A 26652-nucleotide genomic window follows, 5' to 3' on the forward strand; every position below is an offset into this window, starting at 1 on the left:
AGCGCGCAGGCCATCCCGCCCATGCCGCCGCCCACGATCAGAACATTGCGATTTTCCTGCATTCTCGCCCACATCCAACTGTCTGGCCGCACTGCCGGCCGGTTGGATCGAGGAGTATCAAGCGGGTCGTTTTCGGGCAGTCCCGGGGATCGTATATCAGCCTTGCCCCGGCTTGCGGCGAAGGCCCTTTCGCCAGCGTGGCTGCTCCGAACTACGCCTTCGCGAGCACCAACCGTCAGCAGATGGGTTCCCGCCTTCGCGGGAATGACTAAAAGGGATGGATTGCGGACCTGTCCCCAGGGCGCTTCGTCATCCTGAACTTGTTTCAGGATCCATCAGGCAGTTGGTGCCGGAGGTCATGTCGCAAACTGCCATCTCGGTTTGCGGATCAAGAATCTGAGCTATCGGCTTGATGGACCCTGAAACAAGTTCAGGGTGACGGCGGATTTGGGTGGTTAGTTGCCGTTGGCGGTCCAGATCGCCATTCCGTAAGTGCGGCCCTATTATCGTATTAGTCCCCTGTCTCGCATCCACTTTGAGACCGAACTGACACCAGCGACAATTCCGAATACCCCTGTCCAAGCCGTGATCTTAACAAATACGGTCTCGTCGCTCACATGATCGAACAGTAAGGGGCCGATAATCAGCAAACCGATAGATACGCTTAGAAGAACCACTCCTATCAGGGCCCTTGCTTTCGTCGATATCTGCACATTCCAAGCCCAACGCAACAAGCGCATCCCAAAAGCCTCCGACGTGCTGCCGCATGAGCATTAGGCCGCGCGGACTATCCTGTCGATGTCCCCCTTGGGGCACAAGCCGCCCTTGCCTGCTTGCCGCGTTTTAACCCACCCCGCTCAGGCTGAGCTTGTCGAAGCCCGCCCGCCACCTCGGATCATCCGCTTATCGCGCCCCGCCGCCGGGGGCTTCGACAAGCTCAGCCTGAGCGGGGTTGAAAGGACAGTTCCTAAAACCCGGACACTGCCCCTCCCCGGATCAGAGCAGCGCCTTGTCGATATAGAGCGGCATCGAATCCTCCCACTTGCTGTCGGTCAGCAGGCGCTTGTTGCCGCCATCGGCGTCCATCACGTAGATCTGCCCATATTGCTGGAAGGTGTTGTCGTACAGCGCCGCCTCGTCGCGGAAGCCGTGCTCGGAGCCCGACCACATGATCCGCCCGTCCGGCGCCCACACCGCATGGCCGTCGCTCTGCTTGCCCGTGGTCAGTTCCCGGTAATCGGAACCATCCGGCCGGATCGTGGCGATCTGGAAGGTGGTGCCGTCGACCTTGCGGGTGAAGACGATGCGCTGGCCGTCGGGAGACCAGCCGGGCAGGTTGTCCATCTCCTCGGTCAGCACGCGCACTTCCTTCGTCTCGAGGTTCAGGATGCGCAGGCCGCGTTCGCCGCTCTGGCCCCAGACGCGGAAGACCAGTTCCCTGCCGTCGGCCGAGAAGCTGGGGAAGCCCGAATGGACGGTGCCGTCGGTCAGCGTCTCCAGCCCGGTGCCGTCCTTGCGCACGCGCACGACCACCGCCTTGGCGTAACTGCGCTCGGCGAACCAGGTGCCGACGCCGAAGGCGAGCCACTCGCCATCGGGCGACCAGCAGGGCTGGAACGCGCCGGCGAGGCCCTTCTTCACCATCTCCGGGTTGAGGCCCGATTTGGTATTGTCGAACACCACGCGCCGCTCGGACCCGTTCGGGCGGCAGGTGACGATCGAGGACATGCCGGTCTGCTTCTCGGTGAAGGCCATCATGCCCTGCCGCGAAAGGATCGGGAACACGTCCATGAAGCGGTAGTCGTAGTCCGCGTCCCAGCTGTAGAGCGGTTTGTCGAGCTTGCGCACCGGGCGGAAGGCCTGCACCTCGTAGATCACGGACTTGCCGTCCGCCGTCCAGAACGGCGCGCGAAGGCCCTGCCGCTTGAAGCCGGGACGGCCGGAGGTATAGCCGACGCCTTCGTCCGGGCCGCCCTTGATAACGTAGCCGATCTCCTCCGCGCTGATCCAGTGCGGGGAAACCTTGAGCCCGGCCGACGCGGTATGCTCGATCCGCGCGCCGGTCTCGACGTCGACCGAGACGATCTGCGAATCCACGCGGCCGATCCATTCGGGGCGGCGCGCGCCCCAGGTGGACTCGGTGGTGAGTTCGTAGAAGGCGATGCGCTTGCCGTCGGGCGACCACGTCGGCGAGCCCTGGCACCAGTTCTTGCGTGAGCAGACCTTGGCGAAGCCGGTGCCGTCGGGGCGAATTTTGTAGATCGCCAGTTCCTGCGTATGCTCCCAGCCGTGGCCTTCGTCGTGGCCGCGCCAGCTGGTGTTCTGGTCCGAGGAGAACGCGATCCACTGCCCGTCGGGCGACCATGCCGGGCGGAAGTAGGTGTCGGGACTGTCGGCCGCGCCCTTGACCTCGCCGATGCCGGTCAGCTGCTTCATCTTGCCGCTGGCGAGGTTCATCACCCAGATGTTGGCCTTGTAGCCGTTGCGGGTGGAAACGAAGGCGAGCCACTTGCCGTCGGGCGAAAGCGCGGCGGCATCGTCCACGTTCGGCCCACCGGCCACCGCCTTGACGCCGGTGCCGTCGCCCTTCGCGCTGAACAGGCTGGAATTGCCGTCGCCCAGCCGTTCGGAGGTGAACACCATGCGCGCGCCGTCCGCCGAGAGCGCGACGTTGTAGTCATAGGCGCTTTCGGCCAGCACCTTGCGCTCGCCGCTGCCGTCGATCGCGGCGACGTGCAGTTCCGATACCGAAGGGGCGATGCGGTTCATCATCATCACGCCCTTTTTGGTCGGCACCGGCTTGGCGATGCCGACCTGGCTCAGCAGCACGGATGCCGGCACCACCGCGAGAAAATCCCTGCGTTTCACGTTGTTCTCTCCCTGCAAGTTCGAAAGGCCGAACGGCCCGTTTTCCCGTGCTGAAACCGTGATACGAGAGTGCCTCCCGGTTTGCACCAGCGGTCGTCACGGAAGTTATCGGCCCCATTCGAGTGCCTATATCCGCCCCGCCGCCGTCCCGGACTACATCGATGCCATGCCGCCGCCGGCAACCGCGATCGAGGGATACGACGCGAGCGACGCCCAAAGGGCAGGCAGGCAGGCGGTAGCCAAAGCATTCACCGGCTCGCAAAAGGCCGGAACTGGGAGGACGATCGTGAAGCACACTTCGATATTCGCACCCGTGCGCCATGCACTGCTGGCAGGCGGCGCCATCGCGGCGCTGGTGCCGCAGCTTGCCGCGGCGCAGGACAGCGCCGGCAGCGGCGTCGAGGAGATCATCGTCACCGCGCAGAAGCGCACCGAATCCGCGCAGGACGTGCCGATCGCCATCACCGCGCTCGGCACCGACCAGCTCGCCAGCGCGGGCGTCACCAGCACGCTCGACCTCAAGGCGGCGGTGCCCGCGCTCAACATCACCACCGGCACCGGCGGCATCGGCCTGCCGCGCATCCGCGGCATCGGCGCCACCGGACAGGGCCCGGGGATCGAGAACCCGGTCGCGGTCTATGTCGACGGGGTCTACTACGGCGCCTCGTTCGGCATCCTGCAGAACTTCTTCGATACCGACCAGGTCGCCGTGCTCAAGGGGCCGCAGGGCACCCTGTTCGGCCGCAACGCCACCGGCGGCCTGATCCAGATGTCGACGCTGGGGCCGGACTTCGACTGGAACGGCAAGGCGGAGATCGGCTACGGCAACTACGATACCGTCCATTCCGCCGCCTACGTCTCGGGCGGGCTGACCGACACCGTCGCGATCAGCCTTTCGGGCCAGTACGACAACCAGCAGGACGGCTTCGGCAAGAACCTGTTCACCGGCAACGACATCCAGACCAGCAAGTCGTGGGCAGGCCGCGCCAAGCTGCTGTGGAAGCCGAGCGAGCTTACCAAGGTCACCCTCTCAGGCGATTTCAACGGCCGCGACGCCGCCGCGCCCGCCTTCCGCAACTTCAGCACCAATGCGCTGGGGCAGGACGTGGTGCAGCAGATCATCGCCGCCGGGGGCAACCCGGAGCGCGACATCATGGCCGACGTCGACCCGGTCATGCACACCCGCGCCTGGGGCACCAGCCTGACCGTGGAGCAGGATCTCGGCGGCGTCTCGCTCAAGAGCATCACCGCCTACCGCCACTCCACCTTCGACTACAACTTCGACCCCGACGGCACCACCGCGCGCCGGATCGTGGTGGACAACCACCTCTACGACAAGCAGTTCACGCAGGAAGTGAACCTCGTCTCTGAGGCGGGCGGGCCGTTCAAGTGGGTGCTCGGCGGGTTCTACATGCACGGCAACGCGGGCAACGACGGCTCGCGCACCACCGGCTTGTTCACGTACGGCAACAACGGCTACGTGGACGACTACAATTCGATCAAGCTCGACAGCTTCGCGGGCTTCGCCGAGGGCACCTACGCGCTGGGCGACAGCACCCATGTGATCGCCGGCATACGCTACACCAGCGACAAGCGCAGCCTTTCGGCCTACGACGTATCCTTCAACGGCAATGTCCCGCCCAGCGGGTTGCTGACCGTCAGCGACACCATCAACGAGGGCAAGACGTTCAAGAAGGTGACGTGGCGCCTGTCGATCGACCACCGCTTCTCGCCGGAACTGCTCGCCTATGCCAGCTACAACCGGGGCTTCCGCTCGGGCACCTTCATCACCCAGTCGGACCCGATCGTGCTGCTGCAGCCGGAACTGGTGGACGCCTACGAAGTGGGCATCAAGTCCGACCTGTTCGGCCGCAAGGTGCGCTTCAACCTCGCCGGCTACTACTACGACGAGAAGAACATCCAGGTCATGCAGGTGATCTCGGGCGCGCAGACCGTCTACAACGCCGACGGCGCGCATATCTACGGCATCGACGCCGACCTCACCTGGCGCGTGACCAGCGACCTGCGCCTGTTCGGCGGCCTCAACTGGACGCATGCGCGCTATACCGACTTCGACACCGCGATCATCTCGACGCCCTACCCGCTGCCGGCGGGCTTCACGATCCCGACCGGGCAGACCTGCCTCGGCACCAACGGCAGCCCTTATACGCAGCTCGGCGGCAACTGCCTGCTGATCGGCGACGCATCGGGCAACAAGCTGCAGAACACGCCGACGTTCACCGCCTCGGTCGGCGGTTCGTACGACCTGCATACCGGGATCGGCAAGTTCACCCTCGCGGGCAACTACTACTACAACTCCGGCTTCGTGGGATCGCCGGACGAGCGGGTGAAGCAGAAGGCCTACAACACCCTCGACGGCTCGCTGACCTGGCGGTCCAGCAACGAGAACCTGTTCGTGCGGTTCTGGGGCAAGAACATCACCAACGAGTTCTACCGCACCCAGATCGGCGCCACCAACAGCGGCGACAACGGCACTTACGCCGCGCCGCGCACTTATGGCGTGACCGCAGGGTTCGATTTCTGAACCTCATTCCTCCCCGAGCTTGCTCGGGGAGGGGAACCGTCCGCGAAGCGGGTGGTGGAGGGGGGCGAGCCTCTCAATTCCCCCCTCCGTCACCGCCTTCGGCGGCGCCACCTCCCCGAGACAAGCTCGGGGAGGACTTGTCACGCGCTGCGCTTCAACGCGGCAAGCTCGCGCCGCACTTCCATGTACTTCGGCAGGACGCCGTGCGCGTAGGCAACGAACGTCGGCAGGCCCTGCGGATCGATCCCGGCTTCCTGTGCATAATGCGCGATGATGGCGTCAGAGTCCTTCATGTACGCCCCCGGCGCATGCTGCACGGTCGGGAAGGTCACCTTGTCGAAGTGCGAGGCCAGTTCCGCGCGGATCGCGGCTTCGTTCGCATCGCCTTCGGAGAAGATCCGCTGCTCGAACCCGTCCAGCAGGCCCGCTTCCAGCAGGAATAGGCGCAGCTTCAGACAATGCGGGCACGTCGCCTTGAGATAGAGGACGGGGCGAAAATCCTTAGTCATCGGGGGCTATGTCCTGTTCAGGGGCCGACGAACGCGACCGAAGTAGGCTTTGCGATGTCGAGATGCGCGGGCCTGAGGTCAAGACGCCCGCTCTTCGGATCGACCGCGAAGACCGCCAGGTTGCCCGATCCCTGATTGGCCACCACCAGCCACTTGCCGCTACCGTCCAGCGCGAAGCCCCATGGCACCTGCCCGCCGCAGTCCACGCCCTGCACCATCGTCAGCACGCCTCCCGCGCCGATCGCATAGACCTGAATGCGGTTCCCCGCGCGGTTTCCGGCGTAGAGGAACCGTCCATCGCGCGCGACCGCCAGTTCCGACCCGCTCGGCGCGCCTGCGAAATCCGGCCCATCGAGCGCGAGATGCGACAACTCGGTCAGCCGCCCGTGCGCCGCATCCCACGCGAAGCTGAAGATCGTGCCCGCCATCTCGGTCATCAGGAAGGCATGGCGCCCGTCCGGCGCGAAGACGATATGGCGCGGGCCGGACCCCGGCGGGAGCGCCGCGAAGGTCGCCGCGCCGCCGGCCACGGCATGAATATAGACCCGGTCCGTCCCCAGGTCGGGCGACAGCACCCAGCGGCCCGAGGGATCGACGGTCACGCCGTGCGCATGCGGCCCCTTCTGCCGCCGGTGCGGCCCGGAACCTTCGTGCGCCGCCACCCAGCCGGGCGACAGCGAACCGTCCGCCGCGACCGGGATCGCGGCGACCTGCCCGCTTCCGTAATTGGCGACGAAGACCTGCCGGCCCGCAGCGCCGAGCGCCAGATGCGTCGGCCCGCCGCCACCCGACGCCGCACGCCCCTCGGCGGTCAGCGCGCCGCTTGCGGGATCATATCCGAAGGCGAGCACCGCGCCTTGCGAGGCGCCGTCGTTGCCCACCTCGCTGACCGCGAACAGCCGCCGGTGGGCGGGGTCCGCCAGCACCCATGTCGGCCGCTCCACCGTCGCCGCCGTGCCGAGCGAGGTCAGCGCCCCGGTCCTGCGGTCGAGCCTGACGGCGACGATGCCCTGCCCCGCGCCGGCCCCTTGCGTCCCGACAAAGGCCAGGGCTCCGGCCGTAGCGCCCGGCACGGTCTGGCATCCCGTCACCATCAGCGCCGAAGCGCCCAGCAGCAGCCGCGCAAGGTTCTTCATCATATCTCTCCCAGGTTCGCCCCGAAATGCCCGACAATCACCCGGCCCGCACCCCGCCGCGATGGAATAGTTATAGCCTTCCCATCGGCTTGAATGACCGCCATGGGGCATTGTCCCATAGGGACACCGTTTCGGCAGCATCGAAAAGGAACGCCCCATGCCCATCCTCTCCGGCGCCGGCCCCTTCGCCTACCGCGACTTCCGGCTGTTCTGGATCGCCCGGATGGGCTCGATGCTCTCGCAGAGCAGCCTGGTCATCGCGCTGGGCTGGCTGGTCTACGACCGCGCGCGCGAGACGATGGACGTGCAGGCCGCCTCGTTCCAGCTCGGGATGATCGGGCTGGTCCAGTTCGTGCCGATGTTCGTGCTGACCCCGCTGACCGGCTGGATGGCCGACCGCTACGACCGGCGGCACATGTCGGGCTGGTCCTGCCTGCTGCAGCTGGCGGGCGCCCTGCTGCTGGCGTGGATGGTCCACGAAGGGCGCGGCAGCCTGCTCGTCTACTTCCTCGTCGCCGCGCTGACCGGGGTGACGCGCGCGGTGTTCCGCCCGGCGATCAACGCGCTGGCCCCGAACACCGTCCCGCGCGCGGTGCTGCCGCAGGCGGTCGCCTCGAACGCGGTGGCGGGACGGATCGGCGCGATCCTGGGGCCGGTGGTGGGCGGCTATGCCTATGCCATCGCGCCGTGGATGGCCTTCGGGCTGAGCGCGGCGCTGCTGGCGGTGTCTTCCGCCGCGCTGTTCGCGATCAGCGCGATCGAGCGCCAGATGCTCGACCGCAAGCGCCATCCGCTGCGCCAGATGGCCGACGGGCTGAGCTACGTGCTGCAGCACAAGCTGGTGCTCGGCGCCATCAGCCTGGACCTCGTCGCAGTGCTGCTGGGCGGCGCGACCGCGCTGCTGCCGGTCTATGCCCGCGACGTGCTCCACGTCGGTCCGGCCGGGCTCGGCAACTTGCGCGCGGCCCCGGCGGTGGGCGCGCTGGGTACCGGGCTGTGGCTGTCGTGGCGGCCGCTCGGCGGGCGCGTGGGCGTCAAGATGCTGGCCGCCGTCGTCATCTTCGGTGCGGCGACGATCGGCTTCGGCCTGTCGCGCTCGCTGGCGATCTCGCTGCCCTGCCTGGCGGTGCTGGGCGCCGCCGACATGGTTTCGGTCTACGTCCGCCAGTCGCTGGTGCAGATCGCCACGCCCGATGCCATGCGCGGCCGCGTCGGGGCGATCTCCTCGCTGTTCGTCTCCGCCTCGAACGAACTGGGCGAGGCCGAGAGCGGGTTCGTCGCCGCGCTCGTCGGCCCGGTCGCGGCGGTCGTGCTGGGCGGCGTCGGCAGCATCGCCGCGGCCGTGCTCTGGGCGCGCTGGTTCCCTTCGCTGCGCAACGCCGACAGCTTCGAGCACGTCGCCGGGGAACCCGCGGCTGCGGCCCCCGGCGAGCGCGGCACCCGCCTGCCCTGAAGCCCGGCTACTTTCCGGGCGCCTCCAGGTCCGCGACGGCGACGCGCGCGCAAGTCTCGTCGAGGGTGAGATCGCCCGTCAGCCCTCCGCCGGAGACCGCGACGATGCCGATCATCGCCGCGCCCCGGCGGACCGGCAGGCCGCCGCCGCGCAGCAGGCCGATGCCCGGATCGGCGGCAGCCTGCGCGACCAGAGCGGGATCGCTCTGCGCGCGGCTGGCGACGAGGCCGGACGCCTCATGAAAGCGCGCGACGATGTTCGCCTTGGTCTGCGCGATCAGTTGCGAGCGGACCCCGGCCCCCTCGCCCGAAAGCAGCACGACCGGCTTGCCCACCACATCGGCGACGAGCACGCTGACCTTGCTGCCCCGCGCCGCGCAGGCCGCCACCGCCTTGCGGGCGGCGGCGATGGCGGCATCGAGCGGCGGCCCTTCGGCACGCGGCAGGTTCTTGGGCATCTGCGCGATCGTCGTCGCAAGCGAGGGCACGCCGTCGTCGGCTAGCGCCTGGCCGGCCGGCAACAGCGAGAGTGGAAGCATCAGGCCCAGCATCGTTTTTCCGCGCATCAGAATTTCGCCCTTACGCCAGCGGTGAAGAACCTGCCCAGTGGACTATCGCTGACCGGATAGCCATCCCGAAAGCCCGCGCGCGTACCGTTTCCGGTAAATCCGCCGGTCGGCGGCTTAGCGTCGAACAGGTTCTGGACGTTCAGGTAGAACTCGGCGTTATACGTGCTTTCCGGCTTGAAGGTGACCGTGACGTTGGTGGTCGCGAAGGCCTTGAGGTGATCGTCCACCCAGATCTCGGAATCGTAGCCGGACAGCGTCATCGCATTGCGCCACCGTTCCAGGATATCGATCGAGACGTGATCGCTCGGCTCGAAGTGGACGATACCGGTCAGGCGCACCGTCGGCGCCGCCGCCGCGCCCAGCGGACCGAAGGCGGCCCCGGCCTGGTCCCGTGTCTCCACGCCCGGCTGCTTGTAGTAGATGTGCGGCTGGTAGGCGCCGAGCAGGCGCAGGCTGAACGGTCGGTCGAGCAGGCTGCTGCGGAAGTTCGCCTCCACGTCGACGCCCTCGGTGGACACCTCCGAAAGGTTGATGGACCGGCTGACCCAGGACGTGACCGAATTGGTGCTGGATGGATCGGTATAGCCGTTCGGTCTGACCTGCAGATCACAGTACGCCGACGTGCCGCCGCTGGCATAGCACAAGTCCTGGATCTGCGGGTCGTTGCCCTGCAGCTGGGTGATCGCGTTGGTGACCTTGATCTTGTAGTAATCGACCGCGATGCTGAAGGCGGGTGCCGGATTCCAGACGAGGCCCACCGTCAATGTATTGCCGACTTCCGCCTTCAGGTCCGGATTCGACTGGTTGTAGACCGAAACCTGCGGCGCCGTGCCGGTGAGACGGTCGGTGCTCCTGACCACGCTCACGTAAGTCGGCGCGAACAGGTCGTTGAGTGTAGGCGCCCGGATATCGCGCGATCGGGTGCCGCGAAAGCGCAGGGCGTCGTTGACGTGCCAGTCGAAGCCGACCTTCCACGTCCAGTATCGCCCGCTGGTCTGGTAGCTGGTGTAGCGCGCCGCGCCGCTGAGGTCGAAGCTCTGCGCGAAGGGCAGGTCCGCCAGCAGCGGCACGCTGGCTTCGACCGCGCCTTCCCACACGGTGTTGCTGATCCGGGGCGATGCGGCGAAAGTGTTCTGCCACAGCAGCGTCGTCGCCGTGCAGTTGTAGGTGATGCCGGCGCAGTCGGCATAGTCTTCCGGCCCCGCGTCGCTGCTGGAGCGGAAGCTGAGCTTGCGCCACTCGCCCGAGAGCGCGACGTTCACCGGACCGGCCCAGGTATCGAACAGCCGCCCGCTGATGCTCGCGGTCGCATCGTCGAGCACCGTCTTGGCACGGTAGTGCGTATCCTGCTGGACATAGGCCAGCGATTCCGCGCTGGCGGCGCCCTCGCCGAACGGGTTCAGCGGCGCACACGCGCTGCCGGGATCGGTCAATGCAACGCGGCAGACCACGTTGCCCGCACCATCGCTCACCGCATCCAGCGCCTCGGCAAGATGCTGGCGGTTGACGTTGTTGAGCTGGGTGTTCTTCAGGATCGACTGGCCGTGGACATAGTCCGCCGTCCAGCGGAAATCGCCCAGCTTCCCGTTCAGTCCGGCCGACATGTTGACCTGCTCGGTCCTGGTCGTCGCGCCGAGGCGCGGGCCGCCCTGCATGATCTCGCTCAGCTTGAACGTCGATTCCCCGGCGCCGGCCAACTGGTCGCGGTACTGCTGCGACAAGTAGGGATTGTCCGAGCGGATCGTGAAGTTCTGCATCGTCAGGTTGTCGCCATAGGCGGTATTGGTCTTGAAGTTGCCGCCGACCTGGACGTAGGCATGGACATCGTCGCTGACGTCGTAGTCGAAGCGGCCGAAGAACTGGTTGAATTCCAGCGGCGCCATCAGCGTGGAATCGTAGTAGGCGCCGTCACCCCCGACTTCGACCCCCGACGTGCCCGTCGCGGTGCCGTGCTGGAAATCGCGCAGGCTGCCGTCGGCGTTGAAGGTCTGCCCCGCGAGCACGCCGCTGGTGATGAGGCCGCCCGCCGAATAGCCGGACTGGCGCAGATCCTTCTGGTTGACGTAAGGATTGGCCTCGGTGCCCGAACCGGTGACGCCCGCCTGGCGCATCCAGGAACGGTCGGAACGGCGGTCGATGCCGCTTTCCTTCTGGTATTCGTAGCTGATCTCGAAATGGCCGCGGCCGCCGAACAGGTCGGTGCCCCAGGCCGCGCCGAGGCGGTACTTGGCCGCATCGCCCCGCTGCGAGATGCCCGTCTCGCCCTCGACCTTGAGCCCCTGGAGGTCGTGGTCGATGATATAGTTGACGACGCCCGCCACCGCGTCCGACCCGTAGACCGCCGAGGCGCCGCCGGTGACGACGTCGACGCGCTTGACCATCATCTGCGGGATCGAATCGACGTCGACGATACCGCTGTTGAGCGTCGGCGGAATGCGCTTGCCGTCCATCAGCACCAGCGTCTTCTCGGGCCCGATGTTGCGCAAGTTGAGCTGGTTGGCCGAGCCGTTGCCGCCGCCGACGCTGCCGGTGGAGGACGGGTTGCTCCCCGAACCGCGCGAACCGGAAAAGACCGGAAGTATCTGCAGCGAATCCGCGAGCGTCCCGGGCTGCACCTTCTGCGCCTGCTCGGTCGAGACGACGGTGACCGGGGTGGGGCTGTTGTTGCCGTTGCTGATGACGCGCGAGCCGGTGACGATGATGTCCTGCGCCGAGGCCTCGGCCGCCTGCGGAGGCGCGGGGCGGGTGGCGGGAGCGGCATCCTGCGCGGTGTTCTGCGCATGAGCGGTGCCGGTCCATAGCAGCGCGGCGATACTGGCGTGCGAAAGCAATGTCGATTTCACGATGTCGTGTTCCTCTCCTGATGGCTTCACATTCGACGGAAGCCTTCCTGGCAATCAGGTCGGGCGGTACGCCGCGCAGTCGCGCTCGGAACGTCGCCCTCCACCATTGCACTAACTCGCCGGACGATCCGGGGGGATATCAATGCCGCCCCTGACGCGATCAATTTCGCGAATATAGAATATAAAATTTATATATAACGCCAGAAATTAATCCAAACCCCACCCATTTATCACGAGTAAGTGAGGATATATTCAGAATCATTCTCATGATAACACCGATTTATAAAAGCAGTATTATTCCGAGTGATTTAAATGTTTTGATATTCCGATTTCACACCGAGAAAATTTTTCATATTTCATTCGCCAAGTTGCGCAAAATTCTTAGAATAATATCATGATTCACGACCATCTCGATCTGAAGCAGATCATCGAAACCCTCGCCATGGAGCGTCATCCCACGGCGGGCTGGTACGCCCCGCATTACAGCGACAGCGAGATCTGGGGCCGGCCGAAGTTCTCCTCGATCTACTACCTGCTGGCGGGCGACGAGCCGATGCCGTCGCACAAGACCGACGGGATCGAGGTCTGGCACTTCCACATGGGCGCGCCGGCGCAGTTCACCGTGACCAACGGCAGCCACATGCAGATGACCAGCACGCTGGGCACCGACCTCGCGCTCGGCCAGCGGCCGCAGATCGCGGTGCCCGCCTATCTGTGGCAGTCGTGCCGCAGCCTCGGCGCGTGGACGCTGCTGGGCTGTACCGCCGCGCCCGGCTTCTCGCCACGCGCCAGCACGGTGATCGACGCCGAGGACTGAGCGACCGTTCGGAAGTGCGCGAAACAGCGCCGTCCGCGGCGGCACCGGCGCGCTCCCCCACCCGACCGGTGCCGCCGAATGGGCGAATGCCCATCCCGGAACGCTCTCCGAACGGTCAAAGGCCATGGCGGCCGAACCAGTCATGGACGAAATCGAGCATCAGGCGGACTTTCACCGGGATGCCCCCGCCCGGCGCCACCGCGACGTAAAGCGTCTGGCCCATCGGCGTCCAGTCGCCCAGCGCGGTCACCAGCCGTCCCTCGGCAAGATCCTCGCGCACCAGCGGTTCGGGTACGAGGGCCAGCCCCAACCCCTCCAGCGCCGCGTCCCTGAGCGCGAAGAAGGTGTTCGCCGAAAGCGTCGCCACCGGCTGGAACCGCTCCTCGCGGCCCTCCTTCTCGAACTGCCAGGTATGGTAGTTGTACTGGACCAGGGTGGCATGGGCCGGAAGGTCGGAGGGATGCGCCAGCGCCGGCGCGCCCTCGAGATAGGCCGGCGAGGCGCACAGGCTATAGGATATCTCCGCGATCCGCCGCGCGACGATGCGGCTGTCGGGGATCTGGCGCGTGTGCAGCGCGATCTCGCAGCCTTGCTCCAGGAAGCCGTAGGCGGTCTGCGCCATGCCGCCCAGGATCAGGCGAGGACGGATTTCCGGATGCGCCTTGGCGAAGGCGACGAGCAGGCTGGTCGCGGCGCCCTGCATCCACTTGGGTGCCAGCACGGTCAGTTCGCCGCGCGCCTCGGCGGCCTGCGCGGAGACCTGCCGGTCCATCTCGCCCACGCGGGTGAGCACTTCGTCGCAGAAGTGGAAGTAGCGTTGCCCCGCGTCGGTCAGCGACAACGAGCGCGTCGTGCGGTTCAGCAGCCGCACGCCCAGTTCGGCCTCGAGCGACTGGATATTGCGGCTGACGATCGTGCGCGAGATGCCGAGCCGCTGCGCGGCCGCGCCAAGGCCGCCCCGCTTCACAGACTCCACGAACGATTCCATCGCCTTCATGCGATCCAACAGGCCTCTCCCGCCTTTGCTTCATCGCCAAGACTAGGGCCCGCCGCCGCCGAGGGCAAACGCTGAGGCGCCTCGATTTGCGTACCTTTCGCAAGGTTAGAGTGCGCAAAATGCGCCTTATCCCTCGCCGCCGGATTGGTACATGAAGCGCAGGACGACGCCGCATGCGGCTCTTGGCCCGACCTCGAAGTCCCCGCCATCCGTCCATCACCATCACGAGAGAGCGGACAAGCTGTCCCGCTACCAAGGAAAGGATCTGCCCATGAATGCACCCCTGGCCGAAAGCCTGGAAATGGCCATCCGCCGCGCCGGCAGCGCGGTTGACCTGCTGCGCGACAGCCAGCGCCGTGCCTTTTCGCACGGCACCGTCTCGGGCCAGTTCACCAACTGGCAGAGCGAGGTCAATTCCTGGCTCACCTCGGTCGGCTTCATGGACCAGTCGCACCACATGGTGGACCACTATGTGAAGGGGCCCGATGCCTTCAAGCTGCTGCGCCACCTGGCGGTGAACAGCTTCGAGAACTTCCGCCCCGGCATGGCCAAGCAGTTCGTCGCGACGACGCCCGAGGGGTACTACCTCGGCGACTGCGTGCTGTTCTACCTGGAGGAGAACCTGTTCAACCTCGTCGGCCGCCCGACCGCGCTCGACTGGGTGCAGTACCATGTCGAGACCGGCGACTGGAACGTCACCACCGAGCGCGACCCCCAGTCGATGGATCGCGGCGGCCGGCCGCCGGTGGTCTATCGCTACGAAGTGCAGGGTCCGCTGGCCGGGGCGCTGATGGAGAAGGTCACCGGCAAGCCGCTGCCCGAGATCCGGTTCTTCGGCATGACCGACTTCCAGATCGCCGGCCACCGCGTCGCTGCGTTGCGGCACGGCATGGCGGGCGCCATCGGCTTCGAGATATTCGGCCCCTGGTCGCAAGGCGAGGCGGTGCGCGATGCGATCCTGGCGGCGGGCGAGGAATTCGGGCTCGTGAAGGTCGGCTCGATCGCCTACTCCACCGCCAATCTCGAATCCGGCTGGGTGCCCGGCCCGATGCCCGCGATCTTCAGCGCCGAGAGCCTGAAGGCCTACCGCGAGTGGCTGCCCGCCAAGGCCGCCGGCAGCCTTGCCGGCAGCTTCAACTCCGCGAACATCGAGGACTACTACGTCACGCCGTTTGACCTGGGCTATGACCGCATCGTCAAGTTCGACCACGACTTCGTCGGTTCCGACGCGCTGCAGGAACGCATCAAGAGCAACCGCCGCAAGAAGGTGACGCTGGTTTGGGATGCCGACGACATGGCCCGCGTGGTCTCCTCGGCATGGCGCGACGGCCCGAAGTACAAGCACTTCAACATGCCCAAGGCGCGCTATGGCCTCTACCAGATGGACGAAGTGCTGATCGGCGGACAGCGCGCCGGCATCTCGCTCGACTGCGGCTACCTCGCCAATGAACGCAAGATCGTCTCGCTGGCGGTGATCGACGAGGCGTTCGCCGCGACCGGAACCGAAGTCTCCGTGCTGTGGGGCGAGAACCCGGTGTCGAAGAAGCCGCAAGTGGAACCGCACGAACAGACGGCGATCAAGGCCACCGTGGCGCCCGCGCCTTACGGCGCGCACGCCCGCACCACCTACCGCAAGTAGGCCCTGCCCGAACCCAAGGTCCGGCCCGGCCGAGCTGTCCTCCCAGGGCCTCGGCCACCGACCCGCCGTTCCTCCCGGAAGCCGTGCTTTTTCCGGGAGCGGACGATGGTGCCTGACGCCGCCGCGTGCAGTCGACGTATCCCTGCCGGCGCACGCGGCGGTGTCCTTCCAGAAGGCGAACCGACCGATGACCATGCCCCAGATGCTGCCGACGCTGCCGACGCCGCCGACATGGCAGCACGCCCCCGCGGCCCTTACCGAAGGCTTCTCGCTGGAGATGACCGCAAGGGACATCGACGCGCTGCGCGCCGCCGCCGCACACATCCCGGCCGGAACCAGCATCGCGATCACCTTCCTCCCCGGCGAGGACGCCGAAGACCGCATCGCCGCCGCCCGCGCCGTGCGCGAGCTGGGGTTCGAGCCGATGCCGCATTTCTCCGCAAGGCGCCTGGCGTCCGTCGCGGAATTCGAAGGCACCCTCGCGCGGATGGTGAACGAGGCGGATGTGCGCCGCTGCTTCGTCGTCGCCGGAGACGCGGCCGAGGCGGGGCCGTTCGCCGATACCTCGGCACTGATCGCCACGGGCGCGTTCGAGCGGAACGGCACCGAGATCATCGGTCTTGCCGGCCATCCCGAAGGCCACCCGCACATGAGCGAGCAGCAGTGCTGGGACGTCCTTGCCGACAAATGCGCGATGGTCGCCGCGCGCGGGATGCGGCCGCTGATCGTCACCCAGTTCGGCTTCGATGCCCGGCCGTTCGTGACCTGGATCACCGACCTGCGCCGCCGGGGCATCGATGCGCCGGTACGCATCGGCGTGCCGGGCCCCGCCGGCATCCGCACCCTGATGCGCTTTGCGGCGCGCTGCGGGGTCGGCGCCTCGGCCTCGGTCATGGCCAAGTACGGGATTTCGCTCGGCCGGCTGATGGGCAGCGCCGGTCCCGACCGGCTGGTGGAGGAACTCGCCGCGATGCTGGGGCCGGAGCTGGGCGATGTCCGGCTGCATTTCTACCCCTTCGGCGGCCTGGGCAAGACCGTCGAATGGATCGCCGGCTTCAACCGGCAAGCCTGAGAGCCCGTCCGGGAAATGCCCGCCGGGGCATTTTCATTGCGGCACCGGCCGCGCAATTCGCCTGCGGCGAATTTCCAGACGACTTCTGAAAACAACGGAACGAGAGAGTGTGCCTGACGTGACCGAGACCTGCACCCTGACCCTCCAGTGCGACGATCGCCCCGGCCTCGTCGCCGCCGTCGCCGGCTGCCTTGCCGCGCATGGCGGCAACATCGTCGATGCCGCGCAGTTCAACGACCGCGACGACCACCGCTTCTTCATGCGCGTCGAGTTCGACATGCCGGACGAGCGCAAGTTGCTGGAACTGTGCGACGCCTTCGGGACCGTGGCGCGTCCGGCGGCGATGCAGTGGAAGATCCGCCGCAATGCCCGCCCGCCCAAGGTGCTGCTGCTGGTGAGCAAGTTCGACCACTGCCTCGGCGACCTGCTCTACCGCAGCCGGATCGGTGAACTCGACATGGAGATCGTCGGCATCGCGGGCAATCACCCGCAGGACGCGCTGTCGATCTCGGTGCCGCCGCAAGTGCCTTATCACCACTTCCCCATCACCCGCGACACCAAGCCGCAGCAGGAAGCGCAGATCAAGCAGCTGGTGACCGAGAGCGGCGCGGAACTGGTGGTGCTCGCCCGCTACATGCAGATCCTCTCGGACGATCTGGCCGCCTTCCTTTCGGGGCGGTGCATCAACATCCACCACTCGTTCCTGCCCGGCTTCAAGGGCGCCAAGCCCTATCACCAGGCCCATGCCCGCGGGGTGAAGATGATCGGGGCCACCGCGCACTACGTCACCACCGACCTCGACGAGGGACCGATCATCCACCAGGATGTCGAGCCCGTCAGCCACGCCGATTCCCCCGACGAGATGGTCCGCAAGGGGCGTGACATCGAACGGCGCGTCCTGTCCGAGGCGGTGCGCCTGCACCTGCAGGACCGCGTCCTGCTCAATGGCGAGAAAACCGTTGTCTTCCGCAGTTGAGGCGCCTGCCGCCGTCCTGATCCCCGGCAAGCGGATCGCCGCGCGGCTGAGCGCGCAAGTGGCCGCCGAGGCGCAGGCGTTCCTGCACGCGCACGGCCACCCCCCGGCCCTCGCCGTCGTCCTCGCCGGCGACGATCCGGCCAGCGGGATATACGTGCGCCGCAAGGTCGCCGAGTGCGGCAAGGCCGGCATCCGCTCGATCGGGCATCGCCTGCCCGCCACCGTCGCCGAGGCCGACCTGCTCGCGCTGATCGACGACCTCAACCGCGACCCGGCGATCCACGGCATCCTCGTGCAACTGCCGCTCCCCCCGCACATCGATGCCTCGCGGGTGCTGGACGCGATCGATCCCCGCAAGGACGTGGACGGCTTTCATCCCGTCAACGTCGGGCGCCTCTCGACCGGCACCGACGGACTCGTTCCCTGCACGCCGCTGGGCTGCATGATGCTGCTCGACACCGTGATTGACGACTTCAGGGGCAGGCATGCGGTCGTCATCGGCAAGTCGAACATCGTCGGCAAGCCGATCGCGATGCTGCTGCTGGAACGCGAATGCACCGTGACCGTCACGCACATCGCCACGCAGGGCCTGCGCGAGATCGTGCGCGGGGCCGATATCGTCGTCGCCGCCGCCGGAGCGCCGCTGCTGGTGCGCGGCGACTGGATCAGGCCGGGCGCGGTCGTCATCGACGTGGGCATCACCCGCGTGGTCGATCCCGGAAGCGGGGACCGCACCCGCATCGTCGGCGACTGCGCGAGCGCGGAAATGGCGCATGCCGCCGCCGTCACCCCGGTGCCCGGCGGGGTCGGCCCGATGACCATCGCCTGCCTGCTCGCCAATACCCTGCGCGCGGCCAGGGCGCAAACCAGGAGAACCGCATCATGAACGGCATCGCCGAAATACTCCGACCGCCCGGATTGCCCGTTGCCAGCGCCGTCGAATGCCAGGTGCTGCTCGACGAGATCGAGGTCATGGCCGACATCGGCGCCTTCAGCGCGGAACACGGCGTGCCGCAGCCGCTGCGCATCCATGTCGCGCTTTCGATCGTCCCGCCGGTGGACGACGACCTGTCGCAGACCTTCGACTATAGCCGGATCCATGCGCATGCCCTCGAACTGGCAAGCCAGCGCATCGCGCTGATCGAGACTTTCGCGCAGCGCCTCGCGCGGATGTGCCTCGCCTGCGACCTGGTGACCGAGGCGGCGGTGCGCATCGACAAGCCGCGCGCGGTGCCCGGCTGCCTTGCCGGAACGCGCATAAGAATCCGGCGGGAATGACCGGAGCGGAAACGACTGGCGCTCCGGCCGGCTGGGCCGATCTCTGGGCCGACCTCTGGGGGGATGCGCCGGCGACGGCAGGCGCGCCGTCGATCGGCGAAGGCGACCCCTTCGTGCTGCTGGACGATGCCCGCGCCGCGGGCAACTGGCGGCTGTTCAAAGACCCTCGGGAGATCGTCGTCGCCCATGCCCCCGGCGAGGTCGGGGCCGCGCTCGAACGCCTGCGCGCGGGGGTGCAGTCGGGCTTCCATGCCGCCGGCTATCTCGCCTACGAGGCCGGCCTGGCGCTGGAACCACGGCTGGCGGAGCTGCAGGGCGGTGCGGGCGAGACGCCGCTGGTCTGGTTCGGCCTGTTCGACGCGCCGCAGGACGTGCCCCCTCCCCCCGGCGAACCCGCCCCGCGCGCGCAGCTTTCACGCGCGCTCGACGAGGCGCAGTATACCGGCCACATCCGCGATATCCTCGGGCTGATCGAAGCGGGCGATTGCTACCAGGTCAACTTCACGCTGGAGACCATGGTGCGCAGCGGCGCGGCGCCGTCCGCGCTGTTCGGGCACTTGCGCAAGGCCCAGCGCGCGGGGTGGGGCGGCATGCTCTCGACCGGGACCGGCGGCCTGCTCTCCTGCTCGCCCGAACTGTTCTTCGCGATGCGCGGCGGCGAGATCTGGACCCGCCCGATGAAGGGCACCGCGCCCCGCGCCGCCTGCCCCGCCGCGGACGAGGCACGCCGCGAAGCGCTGCGCGTCGATCCCAAGGAGCGGGCCGAGAACCTGATGATCGTCGACCTGCTGCGCAACGATCTCTCCCGCGTGTCGCGGCCGGGAAGCGTGCGGGTCGACGAACTCTTCGCGATCGAGAGCTATCCGACCGTCCACCAGATGACGAGCACGGTGCGCGCACGCCTGGAGCCCGGACTGGATGCGGTGGACGTCATCGCGCACTTGTTCCCCTGCGGCTCGGTCACCGGCGCGCCGAAGATCCGCGCGATGGAGATCATCGCCGCGACCGAACGGCGCGTGCGCGGCGCCTATACCGGATCGATGGGGGTGATCGCCCCGGACGGACGCGCGGCGTTCAACGTGCTGATCCGGACGCTGGAATTCGAAAGACCGGGCGGCGCCTACCGGCTCGGCGTCGGCTCGGGCATCGTCCACGATTCCGACCCCTTGCGCGAATGGCGCGAATGCGGCGCGAAGATCCGCTTCGTCGATCCCGTGCCGGCCTGGTAGGTCGCGCAAGGCCTCGAACATTTGCGCATATTCGATATTCGTATTTGACACTTCGAAACGCATCGCCAAGGCTCTAGGCGATGCAACTGCGGCGCAATCGCAAAGATCCTGAAGGGCATGCTCGCGATGTCCGGCGCCGGGACGCCGATCGGAACACTGGACATTGCGCAAGACCTCGCACGGGAACCAAGCCCCGGACGCCGCCGCCCCCCACTCGCCCGGGCGCGCCGCGATCCTCGCCGACTATCGCCGCCTGCTGGTGCGGCGCACGGCGATCCTCGCCGCGATCGGGCTGCTGTGCCTGGTCGCCTTCCTGCTCGACATCTCCACCGGCCCCTCGGGACTGCCGCTCGGCCATGTCTGGGCCGGCCTGTTCGATCCGGGCAGCCTGAGCGCGCCGGAAGTCACCATCATCCGGCAGGTCCGCCTGCCTTATGCGCTGATGGCGATCCTGGTCGGCGCGGCGCTCTCGCTGTCGGGGGCGGAGATGCAGACGATCCTCAACAACCCGCTGGCGAGCCCTTTCACGCTGGGGGTATCCTCCGCCGCCTCGTTCGGGGCGGCGCTGGCGATCGTGCTGGGGCTGAGCCTGCCGTTCGTGCCCGCCGACTGGATGGTGCCGCTCAACGCATTCTTCTGCGCCTTCGCCTCGGTGCTGCTGCTCGAAGGCCTCGCCCGCAGCCGTGCCGCCGGGGTGGAAGGGGTGGTGCTGTTCGGCATCGCGCTGGTCTTCACCTTCAACGCCCTCGTCGCGCTGGTGCAGTTCGTCGCCTCGCAGGAAGCGCTGTCGCAGCTGGTGTTCTGGAGCATGGGCTCGCTTGCCCGGGCGACCTGGGTGAACCTGGCGGTGCTGCTGGCGGTGATCGTGCTCGTGCTGCCCTTCTCGCTGGGGGCGGCCCATGCGATGACCGCGCTGCGGCTGGGCGAGGACCGCGCGCGCAGCTTTGGCATCGACGTGCAGCGCCTGCGACTCGCCTCGCTGCTGCGGATCAGCGCGCTGGCGGCGACCTCGGTGGCGTTCGTCGGCACGATCGGCTTCATCGGCCTCGTCGGCCCGCACATCGCGCGGCTGCTGCTGGGCGAGGACCACCGGTTCCTGCTGCCCGCCTCGATGCTGACGGGCGCGCTGGTCATGTCGCTGGCCTCGGTCGCCAGCAAGCTGCTGGTCCCCGGCGTGCTGCTGCCGGTCGGCATCGTCACCTCGATGATCGGGGTGCCGGTGTTCCTGACGCTGATCCTGCGCAAGCCGCAGCGCGTCTGAGGAGGCCGGCATGACGATGGACACCCACACCGAAGCCCTCGCGATCAGCGGCCTCTCCACCGGCTACGGCGGCCGCGCGGTGATCGACGGCCTCTCGCTGGCGGAGATCGCGCCGGGCCAGGTCGTCTCGCTGGTCGGCCCCAACGCCGCCGGCAAGACCACGCTGCTGCGCGCCCTCGCGGGGCTGCACCGGGCCGGCGGATCGGTCCGCCTGGGCACGCGCGAACTGCTGGAGATGCCGCTGGCGGATCACGCCCGGCTGGTCACCTACATGCCGCAGACGCTGCCCCAGCGGGTCGCGCTCAGCGTGCTGGAGACGGTCGTTGGCGCCCTGCGCGCCTCCCCCGTCGACGGCGCCGCGCTGAGCGACCGGGCGGTCCTAGAACGGGCGATGGACGTCATCGAGCGGGTCGGCATCGACACGCTGGCGATGCGCGGGCTGGATCACCTTTCGGGCGGGCAGCGCCAGCTCGCCTCGCTGGCGCAGGCGCTGGCACGCGGCCCGCGCGTGCTTCTGCTGGACGAGCCGATCAGCGCGCTCGACCTGCATTACCAGCTGCGGGTGATGAAGCTGGTGCGCGATCTCGCCCGCGAGCGGGGGATGATCGTGGTCATGGTGCTGCACGACCTGGAGATCGCCGCGCGCTGGTCTGACCGGACGGTGATAGTCTCGCAAGGCCGCATCGCCGCCGACGGCCCGCCCGCCCGGGCCATCACCGCCGACGTCCTGGCCGAAGTCTACCGCGTCCGCGCCGCCGTCGGTATCGAGCGGGGACGGCTGCGCATCGACATCGCCGACATCATCGCGCCATGAAAAAGGGCCGGGCGTGCCCCCACGCCCGGCCCTTCCCCCCCGGTTGCCCGCCGCGCTGTTACCTGGGACGGATACGCAGCACGGTGTCGCTGTCCGCGTCCAGCGCACCGGCCGACTTGTCGACCGCGTAGACGACACCGCCCTTGCCCAGCGCGACATGGTTGGCCATCGGCGCCGGGCCGAGGTTCGCCACCAGCTTGCCGTCGGCATCGGCCACCGCGATGGTGCCGGCACCGCGGTTGGAGACATAGGCGCGGCGCTTGACCGGATCGAACACGACGTTGAGCGCGCCCGCGCCGATCGGCGTATCCGCGATCACCGCGCCGCTGGCGCCGTCGAGCACCACGAGGTTGTCGCTGCCCTGGCCGACGACGAAGATACGCCCCGTCAGGGGATCGTGCGAGACGCCGATCGCGCTGCGGATGCCGGGCACCGCGAACACCTTCTCGACGGCGTCGGTCCGCGTGTCGATGACCGCGACCTCGCCGGTCGACAGGCCCACCACGTAGAGCTTGTGCGCCGCCTGGTCGAGCGAGAGGCTGGCGCCGGAGAATTCCTTGCCGCGCCCCGCCGACTTGACCGGGATGGCCTTGTTCGCGGTGAGACCCGCCGTATCGAAGACGTAGACCTCGGGCGCGCCCACCGCCGTCACGTAGGCCTTGCCCAGCGGCGCATCGACGGCGACGTCACGGGGGTGGCCGACGGCACCGGGCTCGAACTGCTTGACCAGGCCGAGGTCCGACTGGCGATAGACGGCGACGGTGTTCTGGCGGGTATTGGTGACCCAGACGTTGCCCCGGGCATCGTCGACCGCGACGCCGTAGACCGCATAGACCCCCGGCCCCTGCGGCGCGGCGGCGGCCGCTGCGTTGGCAGGACGCGCCGCTGCGGGGCGCGGCGCACCGCCGGCGCGCTCAGGTGCCTGTCCGGGCGTGGCGCGGGCGAGCACCTTCATCGAATCCGCGTCCAGCTTCACCAGTTCCGACTGGTGCACCGGCGGACGGCCGATCGCCGAAGTCAGGAACACGGCATTGGTCTTCGCGCTGTAGGCGGACTGGTAGAGACCGCGCACCGGGTGCGCCTGCCTGACCTCGTAGCCGGTCTGGCCCGAGAGCGGGATCGTCGGCGATACCTTCAGTTCCGCGACGGTCGCATAGTAGGGCGCCTGCGCGACGACGAGGATCGGGTGCGTGCCGGAAACCGCGTTGGCGGGAACCGCGATCCTGCCGGCGATCTTGCCCTCGGCATCGGCGGTGAAGCTGCCGCCCGGAAGCTGCGCCGCGCCGTAGAGCAGCGCGACCTGCTGGTTGGGGCGGAAGTTCTCGCCCGATACCGCGACTTCGCTACCCGCCAGCACCGGCTTGCCGCGTTCGGGCGAGGAGAATTCGACCTCGGCCTTCGCGGTGCGGTCCAGCGTCGTGAAGGCGGTCTGGGCGGCGGCCGGCATGGCGACGGCGGCCGAACCGGCAAGCAACAGGCCCAGTGTAGCGGCCCCGAAACGCAGAGAAGTCATCAACGTAGCTCCCATCGTGAAGGAAGGTTGTGCGGGCCATGCGCCGCCCGCGAGGCGTATTTTGCGTGGCGCTACTTCAGGCTGACCCAGTAGCTGCCGCGATAGGGCACCGCGAGGAACCGGCGGTTCACCTCCTCCAGCGTCCGGGCCGGGTCCACGTCGCGGAAGGCCTCGGGATGGACCCAGGTGGCGAACGTCTCGATGGCGACGATATCGAGCGGCGAATTGATGAGCTGGTGCGAGAAGCCGTGCACCCGCCCGGCCTGCACCGCGCGCAGGCCCGCGATGCCCTGCCGCGCGGCGACTTTCGCCAGCGAGGCGCGGGCCTGTTCGGTGCTGAACCCGGCCCCCAGCACCAGCCCGCCGGCCTTGGCCAGATGCGGCCCGCCAGTGGCGATGTAGACGTCGGGATCGCGTGAGATCACGTATTCGAGATTGAGCTTGCCGAACGACTTGTCGATCGCATCGGCGCCGATGTTGTGACCGCCGACGAAGGCGATGTAATCGCCGATGTTGCCCTTGCCCGGCGCATTGCAGCATTCGGGGCTCATCCCGGCGTGGGCTTCGAGGAACACCTTGGGCCGGTCGGTCTTCGCCAGCCGGGCGACGCCGTCGGCGATGCGCTTCATATGTTCGGCGCGGAAGGCGATGAACGCCTCGGCCTGCCGCTCCCGCCCCGTCAGCTTGCCCAGCAGGCGCAGGCTCGGCTCCAGATTGTCGAACGGCTTCTGGAAGAAGTCCAGCACCACCACCTTGATGCCGGCGCCTTCGAGCTGCGCGATCTGCGCATCGGTCACGCCGCTTTCGAGCGAGAGCACGGCGACGTCGGGATGCGCGGCCAGCAGGGCCTCGGCCTCGAACGCACCGGCCGAACTGGCGATCCTGGGCAGGCCCGCCAGCCCCGGAGACCGGGCGAGGAACTGCTTGTAGGTCTCCGGCCCCAGCCGGTTGACGTCCTGCGGCCAGGCCACCAGCAACGATACCGGATCGGGATGGATCAGGCCGAGCGCGACGAGATAGCGGCTGTCGTCGATGGCGATGCGCCTTGCCGGGCCCGGCAGTTCGATGCTGCGCCCGCGCAAGTCGGTGAGCGGCGCCCCGTCCGCGCGGGCGGACGGCGCGGTGGGCGAACGGTCGGACCATGCCGCGAACGCGACGATCGCGATCAGGATCGCCAGAACCCCCACGATCCAGAGCCTGGGCCAGGGCCAGCGGCCCGCTCCGCGCCGTGCCGAAGCGCCATTATCCTGCATGCCAGAAGCCCCCGGGAAGCGATGTCTACAAGGCCGAGCCTCTCCGCAATCTGCTAATGATTGTAAAGTGCAACATGCATCCACCTGGCGTATAAACGTTATCCATTTCCTCCACGCACACAGGCTCTACCGGCATCCCCATGGACACATTCGACCTCGGCGCGCGAACCTTCCTCCTGCATGGCGAGGGCGGCGACTACCGCCTGCATCTGGCCGTGCCCGACGGCGCGGCTCCGGCCGGGGGCTGGCCGGCGCTCTATCTGCTCGACGCCTACGGCTGCTTCGCCACCGCCGTGGAAGCGATGCGGCGCATGAGCCGCCGGCCCGACGCCACCGGGGCCGGCCCTGCGCTGGTCGCCGGCATCACCTCGGCGAGCGGCCACGACGTCGGCCGCCGGGAACTCGATTTCACCTCTCGCAGCGCAGGCGCGCCAGAGCGGGGCGGCGGCGCCGATCGCTTCCTTGCGCTGCTGGAACGCCAGGTCATCCCGCTGGTCGAGAAACAGGCGCCCGCCGATCGGCACCGCCGCACGCTGCTGGGACATTCGCTGGGCGGCTATTTCGCGCTCTGGGCGCTGTGCCGGGGCAGCCCGGCCTTCCAGCGCTATTGCGCGGTCAGTCCGTCGATCTGGTGGGACGAAGCCCTGCTGCACGCCGCCGCGCCGGGTCTGGCGGGCAGCGACCGCCACGTCGAACTGCTGATGGGGGAATGGGAAGACCGGCTGCCGCCATGGCAGGCGGCCCGGTCCGACGCCGGGACCGTGCGCGCCCGGCGCGCCGCGCGGGACATGACCGGTTCGGCCCGCGCCTTCGCCGCGCTGCTGGCCGGGGTGCTCGGCCCGGACCGCGCCCGCTTTTCCGTGCTCGCGGAGGAGGACCACGCCTCGATCGTCTCGGCCGCGGTGCCGCGCGCCTTGCGACTGGCCTCGCGCCTCACGCGCTAGGGCGTGGACAGATTCAGAGCGGGATTGCAGACGGCCGCGATCAGGTCGACGAACCATTCGGTGGACGGGTCGCGGCGGATGCGTTCGTGCCACAGCAGCCAATAGGCATAAGGCGGGATCTCTGCCGGGGCGGGGCGCGCCGTCCAGCGCGGATCCGCGACCATCGCCGCCGCCACCCGGCCCGGCACGGTGGCGATCGCATCGGTCGCCTCCAGCAGGGCATGGGCCGCATGGAAATAAGGCACGCTGGCGATGACCCGCCGCGCGGCGGCATGCTTGCCGAGAAGATGCGCGATCGGGTCTGCCGCGCCGTCGCCGACGGTCAGGGCGACATGCGGATAGTCCAGGTAACGATCCAGCGGGATCGCGCCGGCGGCGCCGCCCAGCGGATGCCCCGCTCGCATGACGCAAACCGATGTCTCCGCCGCCAACCTGCGGCTGTAGGTCATGCTGTCGTCGGGACGGTAGCCCGATATCACGAAATCGCTGCGCCCGCTCGCGAGCGCCGAGGCTTCCAGTTCGCAGTAGTGCTGGACGACGATGGACACCCCCGGCGCCTCGTCCCGGATACGCGCGAAGGCGGGGGCGAGAACCGCCGTGAAGCCGGAGTCGGTCGCGGCGATACGGAACTGCCGCTCCAGCAGCGACGGATCGAACCGCCGGGGCAGGAACAGCAGGTCCGCCTTGCCCAGCCATTCGCCCAGCGGCTCCATCAGGTCTTCGGCCCGCTGGGTCAGTTGCAGGCCCTTGTTGGTGCGGATGAACAGCGGATCGTCGAACGCCTCGCGCAGCCGCGCCAGGCTGCGGCTGACGGTAGGCTGGCTGACCCCCAGCCGCCGCGCGACGAGGCTGACGCTGCCCACCTGAAGCAGGTGATGGAGGATGACCAGGAGGTTGAGATCGACCGGGGGCAAGGCTTCAGCGACTATTGCAAATC

21 protein-coding genes are annotated in these 26652 nt (G+C 68.0%); 12 read left to right on the top strand and 9 right to left on the bottom strand.

Annotation, left to right across the window (positions count from 1 at the left end; translation table 11 throughout):
• Positions 1 to 996: 996 nt before the first annotated feature.
• Positions 997 to 2868, bottom strand: a complete 1872-nt coding sequence (locus V2S85_RS10680) for a hypothetical protein (RefSeq protein ID WP_330702845.1) — start codon at positions 2866 to 2868, stop codon at positions 997 to 999.
• A 286-nt stretch (positions 2869 to 3154) separates the two neighbouring features.
• On the opposite strand from V2S85_RS10680, the gene V2S85_RS10685 reads away from it, so the two are divergent.
• The gene (locus V2S85_RS10685) at positions 3155 to 5413 is read left to right on the top strand and encodes a TonB-dependent receptor (RefSeq protein ID WP_330702846.1); all 2259 of its coding nucleotides are present in this window, start codon (positions 3155 to 3157) and stop codon (positions 5411 to 5413) included.
• 140 nt (positions 5414 to 5553) lie between these two features.
• Here V2S85_RS10685 and V2S85_RS10690 read toward each other — a convergent pair whose 3' ends face one another.
• The gene (locus tag V2S85_RS10690) at positions 5554 to 5922 is read right to left on the bottom strand and encodes a glutathione S-transferase N-terminal domain-containing protein (RefSeq protein WP_330702847.1); all 369 of its coding nucleotides are present in this window, start codon (positions 5920 to 5922) and stop codon (positions 5554 to 5556) included.
• 17 nt (positions 5923 to 5939) lie between these two features.
• Positions 5940 to 7058 carry a lactonase family protein gene (locus V2S85_RS10695; protein WP_330702848.1) on the bottom strand — a complete coding sequence of 373 codons (1119 nt, stop codon included), beginning with the start codon at positions 7056 to 7058 and terminating at the stop codon, positions 5940 to 5942.
• A gap of 157 nt (positions 7059 to 7215) precedes the next feature.
• On the opposite strand from V2S85_RS10695, the gene V2S85_RS10700 reads away from it, so the two are divergent.
• On the top strand, positions 7216 to 8511 hold the full coding sequence (locus V2S85_RS10700; protein ID WP_330702849.1) for an MFS transporter: 1296 nt from the start codon (positions 7216 to 7218) through the stop codon (positions 8509 to 8511).
• 7 nt (positions 8512 to 8518) lie between these two features.
• Here the strand turns inward: V2S85_RS10700 and V2S85_RS10705 are convergent, their stop codons facing one another.
• Together V2S85_RS10705 and V2S85_RS10710 are read right to left on the bottom strand one after the other, a co-directional pair.
• The gene (locus V2S85_RS10705; RefSeq protein ID WP_330702850.1) at positions 8519 to 9076 is read right to left on the bottom strand and encodes a heme-binding protein; all 558 of its coding nucleotides are present in this window, start codon (positions 9074 to 9076) and stop codon (positions 8519 to 8521) included.
• A complete protein-coding gene (locus V2S85_RS10710) occupies positions 9076 to 11922 on the bottom strand; it encodes a TonB-dependent receptor domain-containing protein (RefSeq protein WP_330702851.1) in 2847 nt (948 codons plus the stop codon). The genes V2S85_RS10705 and V2S85_RS10710 overlap by 1 nt, the downstream gene beginning before the upstream one ends.
• A 394-nt stretch (positions 11923 to 12316) precedes the next feature.
• Between V2S85_RS10710 and V2S85_RS10715 the strand changes: the two genes are divergently transcribed.
• Positions 12317 to 12739 (top strand): cupin domain-containing protein, encoded by a 423-nt coding sequence (locus tag V2S85_RS10715; RefSeq protein ID WP_330702852.1) that lies wholly within the window; start codon positions 12317 to 12319, stop codon positions 12737 to 12739.
• A gap of 115 nt (positions 12740 to 12854) precedes the next feature.
• Here V2S85_RS10715 and V2S85_RS10720 read toward each other — a convergent pair whose 3' ends face one another.
• Positions 12855 to 13736, bottom strand: coding sequence for a LysR family transcriptional regulator (locus tag V2S85_RS10720; protein ID WP_330702972.1), 882 nt, complete (start codon positions 13734 to 13736; stop codon positions 12855 to 12857).
• A gap of 271 nt (positions 13737 to 14007) precedes the next feature.
• Between V2S85_RS10720 and V2S85_RS10725 the strand changes: the two genes are divergently transcribed.
• From V2S85_RS10725 to V2S85_RS10760, 8 genes are all read left to right on the top strand, one after another.
• A complete protein-coding gene (locus tag V2S85_RS10725) occupies positions 14008 to 15375 on the top strand; it encodes an aminomethyl transferase family protein (protein WP_330702853.1) in 1368 nt (455 codons plus the stop codon).
• A gap of 193 nt (positions 15376 to 15568) precedes the next feature.
• Positions 15569 to 16447: a methylenetetrahydrofolate reductase gene (locus tag V2S85_RS10730; RefSeq protein WP_330702973.1), complete on the top strand. Its 879-nt coding sequence runs from the start codon at positions 15569 to 15571 to the stop codon at positions 16445 to 16447.
• A 118-nt stretch (positions 16448 to 16565) separates the two neighbouring features.
• Entirely contained in the window at positions 16566 to 17423 is an 858-nt protein-coding gene (purU, locus tag V2S85_RS10735) for a formyltetrahydrofolate deformylase (protein WP_330702854.1), read from the top strand.
• Complete coding sequence (locus V2S85_RS10740; RefSeq protein ID WP_330702855.1) at positions 17407 to 18309, top strand: bifunctional methylenetetrahydrofolate dehydrogenase/methenyltetrahydrofolate cyclohydrolase FolD; 903 nt, start codon at positions 17407 to 17409, stop codon at positions 18307 to 18309. The genes purU and V2S85_RS10740 overlap by 17 nt, the downstream gene beginning before the upstream one ends.
• Positions 18306 to 18701: a dihydroneopterin aldolase gene (locus V2S85_RS10745; RefSeq protein WP_330702856.1), complete on the top strand. Its 396-nt coding sequence runs from the start codon at positions 18306 to 18308 to the stop codon at positions 18699 to 18701. The genes V2S85_RS10740 and V2S85_RS10745 overlap by 4 nt, the downstream gene beginning before the upstream one ends.
• The gene (pabB, locus tag V2S85_RS10750; RefSeq protein WP_330702857.1) at positions 18698 to 19930 is read left to right on the top strand and encodes an aminodeoxychorismate synthase component I; all 1233 of its coding nucleotides are present in this window, start codon (positions 18698 to 18700) and stop codon (positions 19928 to 19930) included. The genes V2S85_RS10745 and pabB overlap by 4 nt, the downstream gene beginning before the upstream one ends.
• Before the next feature lie 163 nt (positions 19931 to 20093).
• A complete protein-coding gene (locus V2S85_RS10755; RefSeq protein ID WP_330702858.1) occupies positions 20094 to 21191 on the top strand; it encodes an iron ABC transporter permease in 1098 nt (365 codons plus the stop codon).
• A 10-nt stretch (positions 21192 to 21201) separates the two neighbouring features.
• The gene (locus V2S85_RS10760; protein WP_330702859.1) at positions 21202 to 22005 is read left to right on the top strand and encodes an ABC transporter ATP-binding protein; all 804 of its coding nucleotides are present in this window, start codon (positions 21202 to 21204) and stop codon (positions 22003 to 22005) included.
• A 58-nt stretch (positions 22006 to 22063) separates the two neighbouring features.
• Here the strand turns inward: V2S85_RS10760 and V2S85_RS10765 are convergent, their stop codons facing one another.
• Both V2S85_RS10765 and V2S85_RS10770 read right to left on the bottom strand, forming a co-directional pair.
• The gene (locus V2S85_RS10765) at positions 22064 to 23518 is read right to left on the bottom strand and encodes a YncE family protein (RefSeq protein ID WP_330702860.1); all 1455 of its coding nucleotides are present in this window, start codon (positions 23516 to 23518) and stop codon (positions 22064 to 22066) included.
• Positions 23519 to 23589: 71 nt separating this feature from the next.
• Entirely contained in the window at positions 23590 to 24771 is a 1182-nt protein-coding gene (locus tag V2S85_RS10770) for an ABC transporter substrate-binding protein (RefSeq protein ID WP_330702861.1), read from the bottom strand.
• Between the two features lie 140 nt (positions 24772 to 24911).
• Between V2S85_RS10770 and V2S85_RS10775 the strand changes: the two genes are divergently transcribed.
• Positions 24912 to 25715, top strand: coding sequence for an alpha/beta hydrolase (locus V2S85_RS10775; protein ID WP_330702862.1), 804 nt, complete (start codon positions 24912 to 24914; stop codon positions 25713 to 25715).
• Here the strand turns inward: V2S85_RS10775 and V2S85_RS10780 are convergent.
• Positions 25712 to 26629, bottom strand: a complete 918-nt coding sequence (locus tag V2S85_RS10780; protein WP_330702863.1) for a LysR family transcriptional regulator — start codon at positions 26627 to 26629, stop codon at positions 25712 to 25714. The two genes, V2S85_RS10775 and V2S85_RS10780, sit on opposite strands and share 4 nt — an antisense overlap.
• Between the last annotated feature and the right edge of the window lie 23 nt (positions 26630 to 26652).

This window comes from Novosphingobium resinovorum (genome assembly GCF_036352595.1).
GTDB classification, from domain to species: Bacteria; Pseudomonadota; Alphaproteobacteria; order Sphingomonadales; family Sphingomonadaceae; genus Novosphingobium; species Novosphingobium resinovorum_B.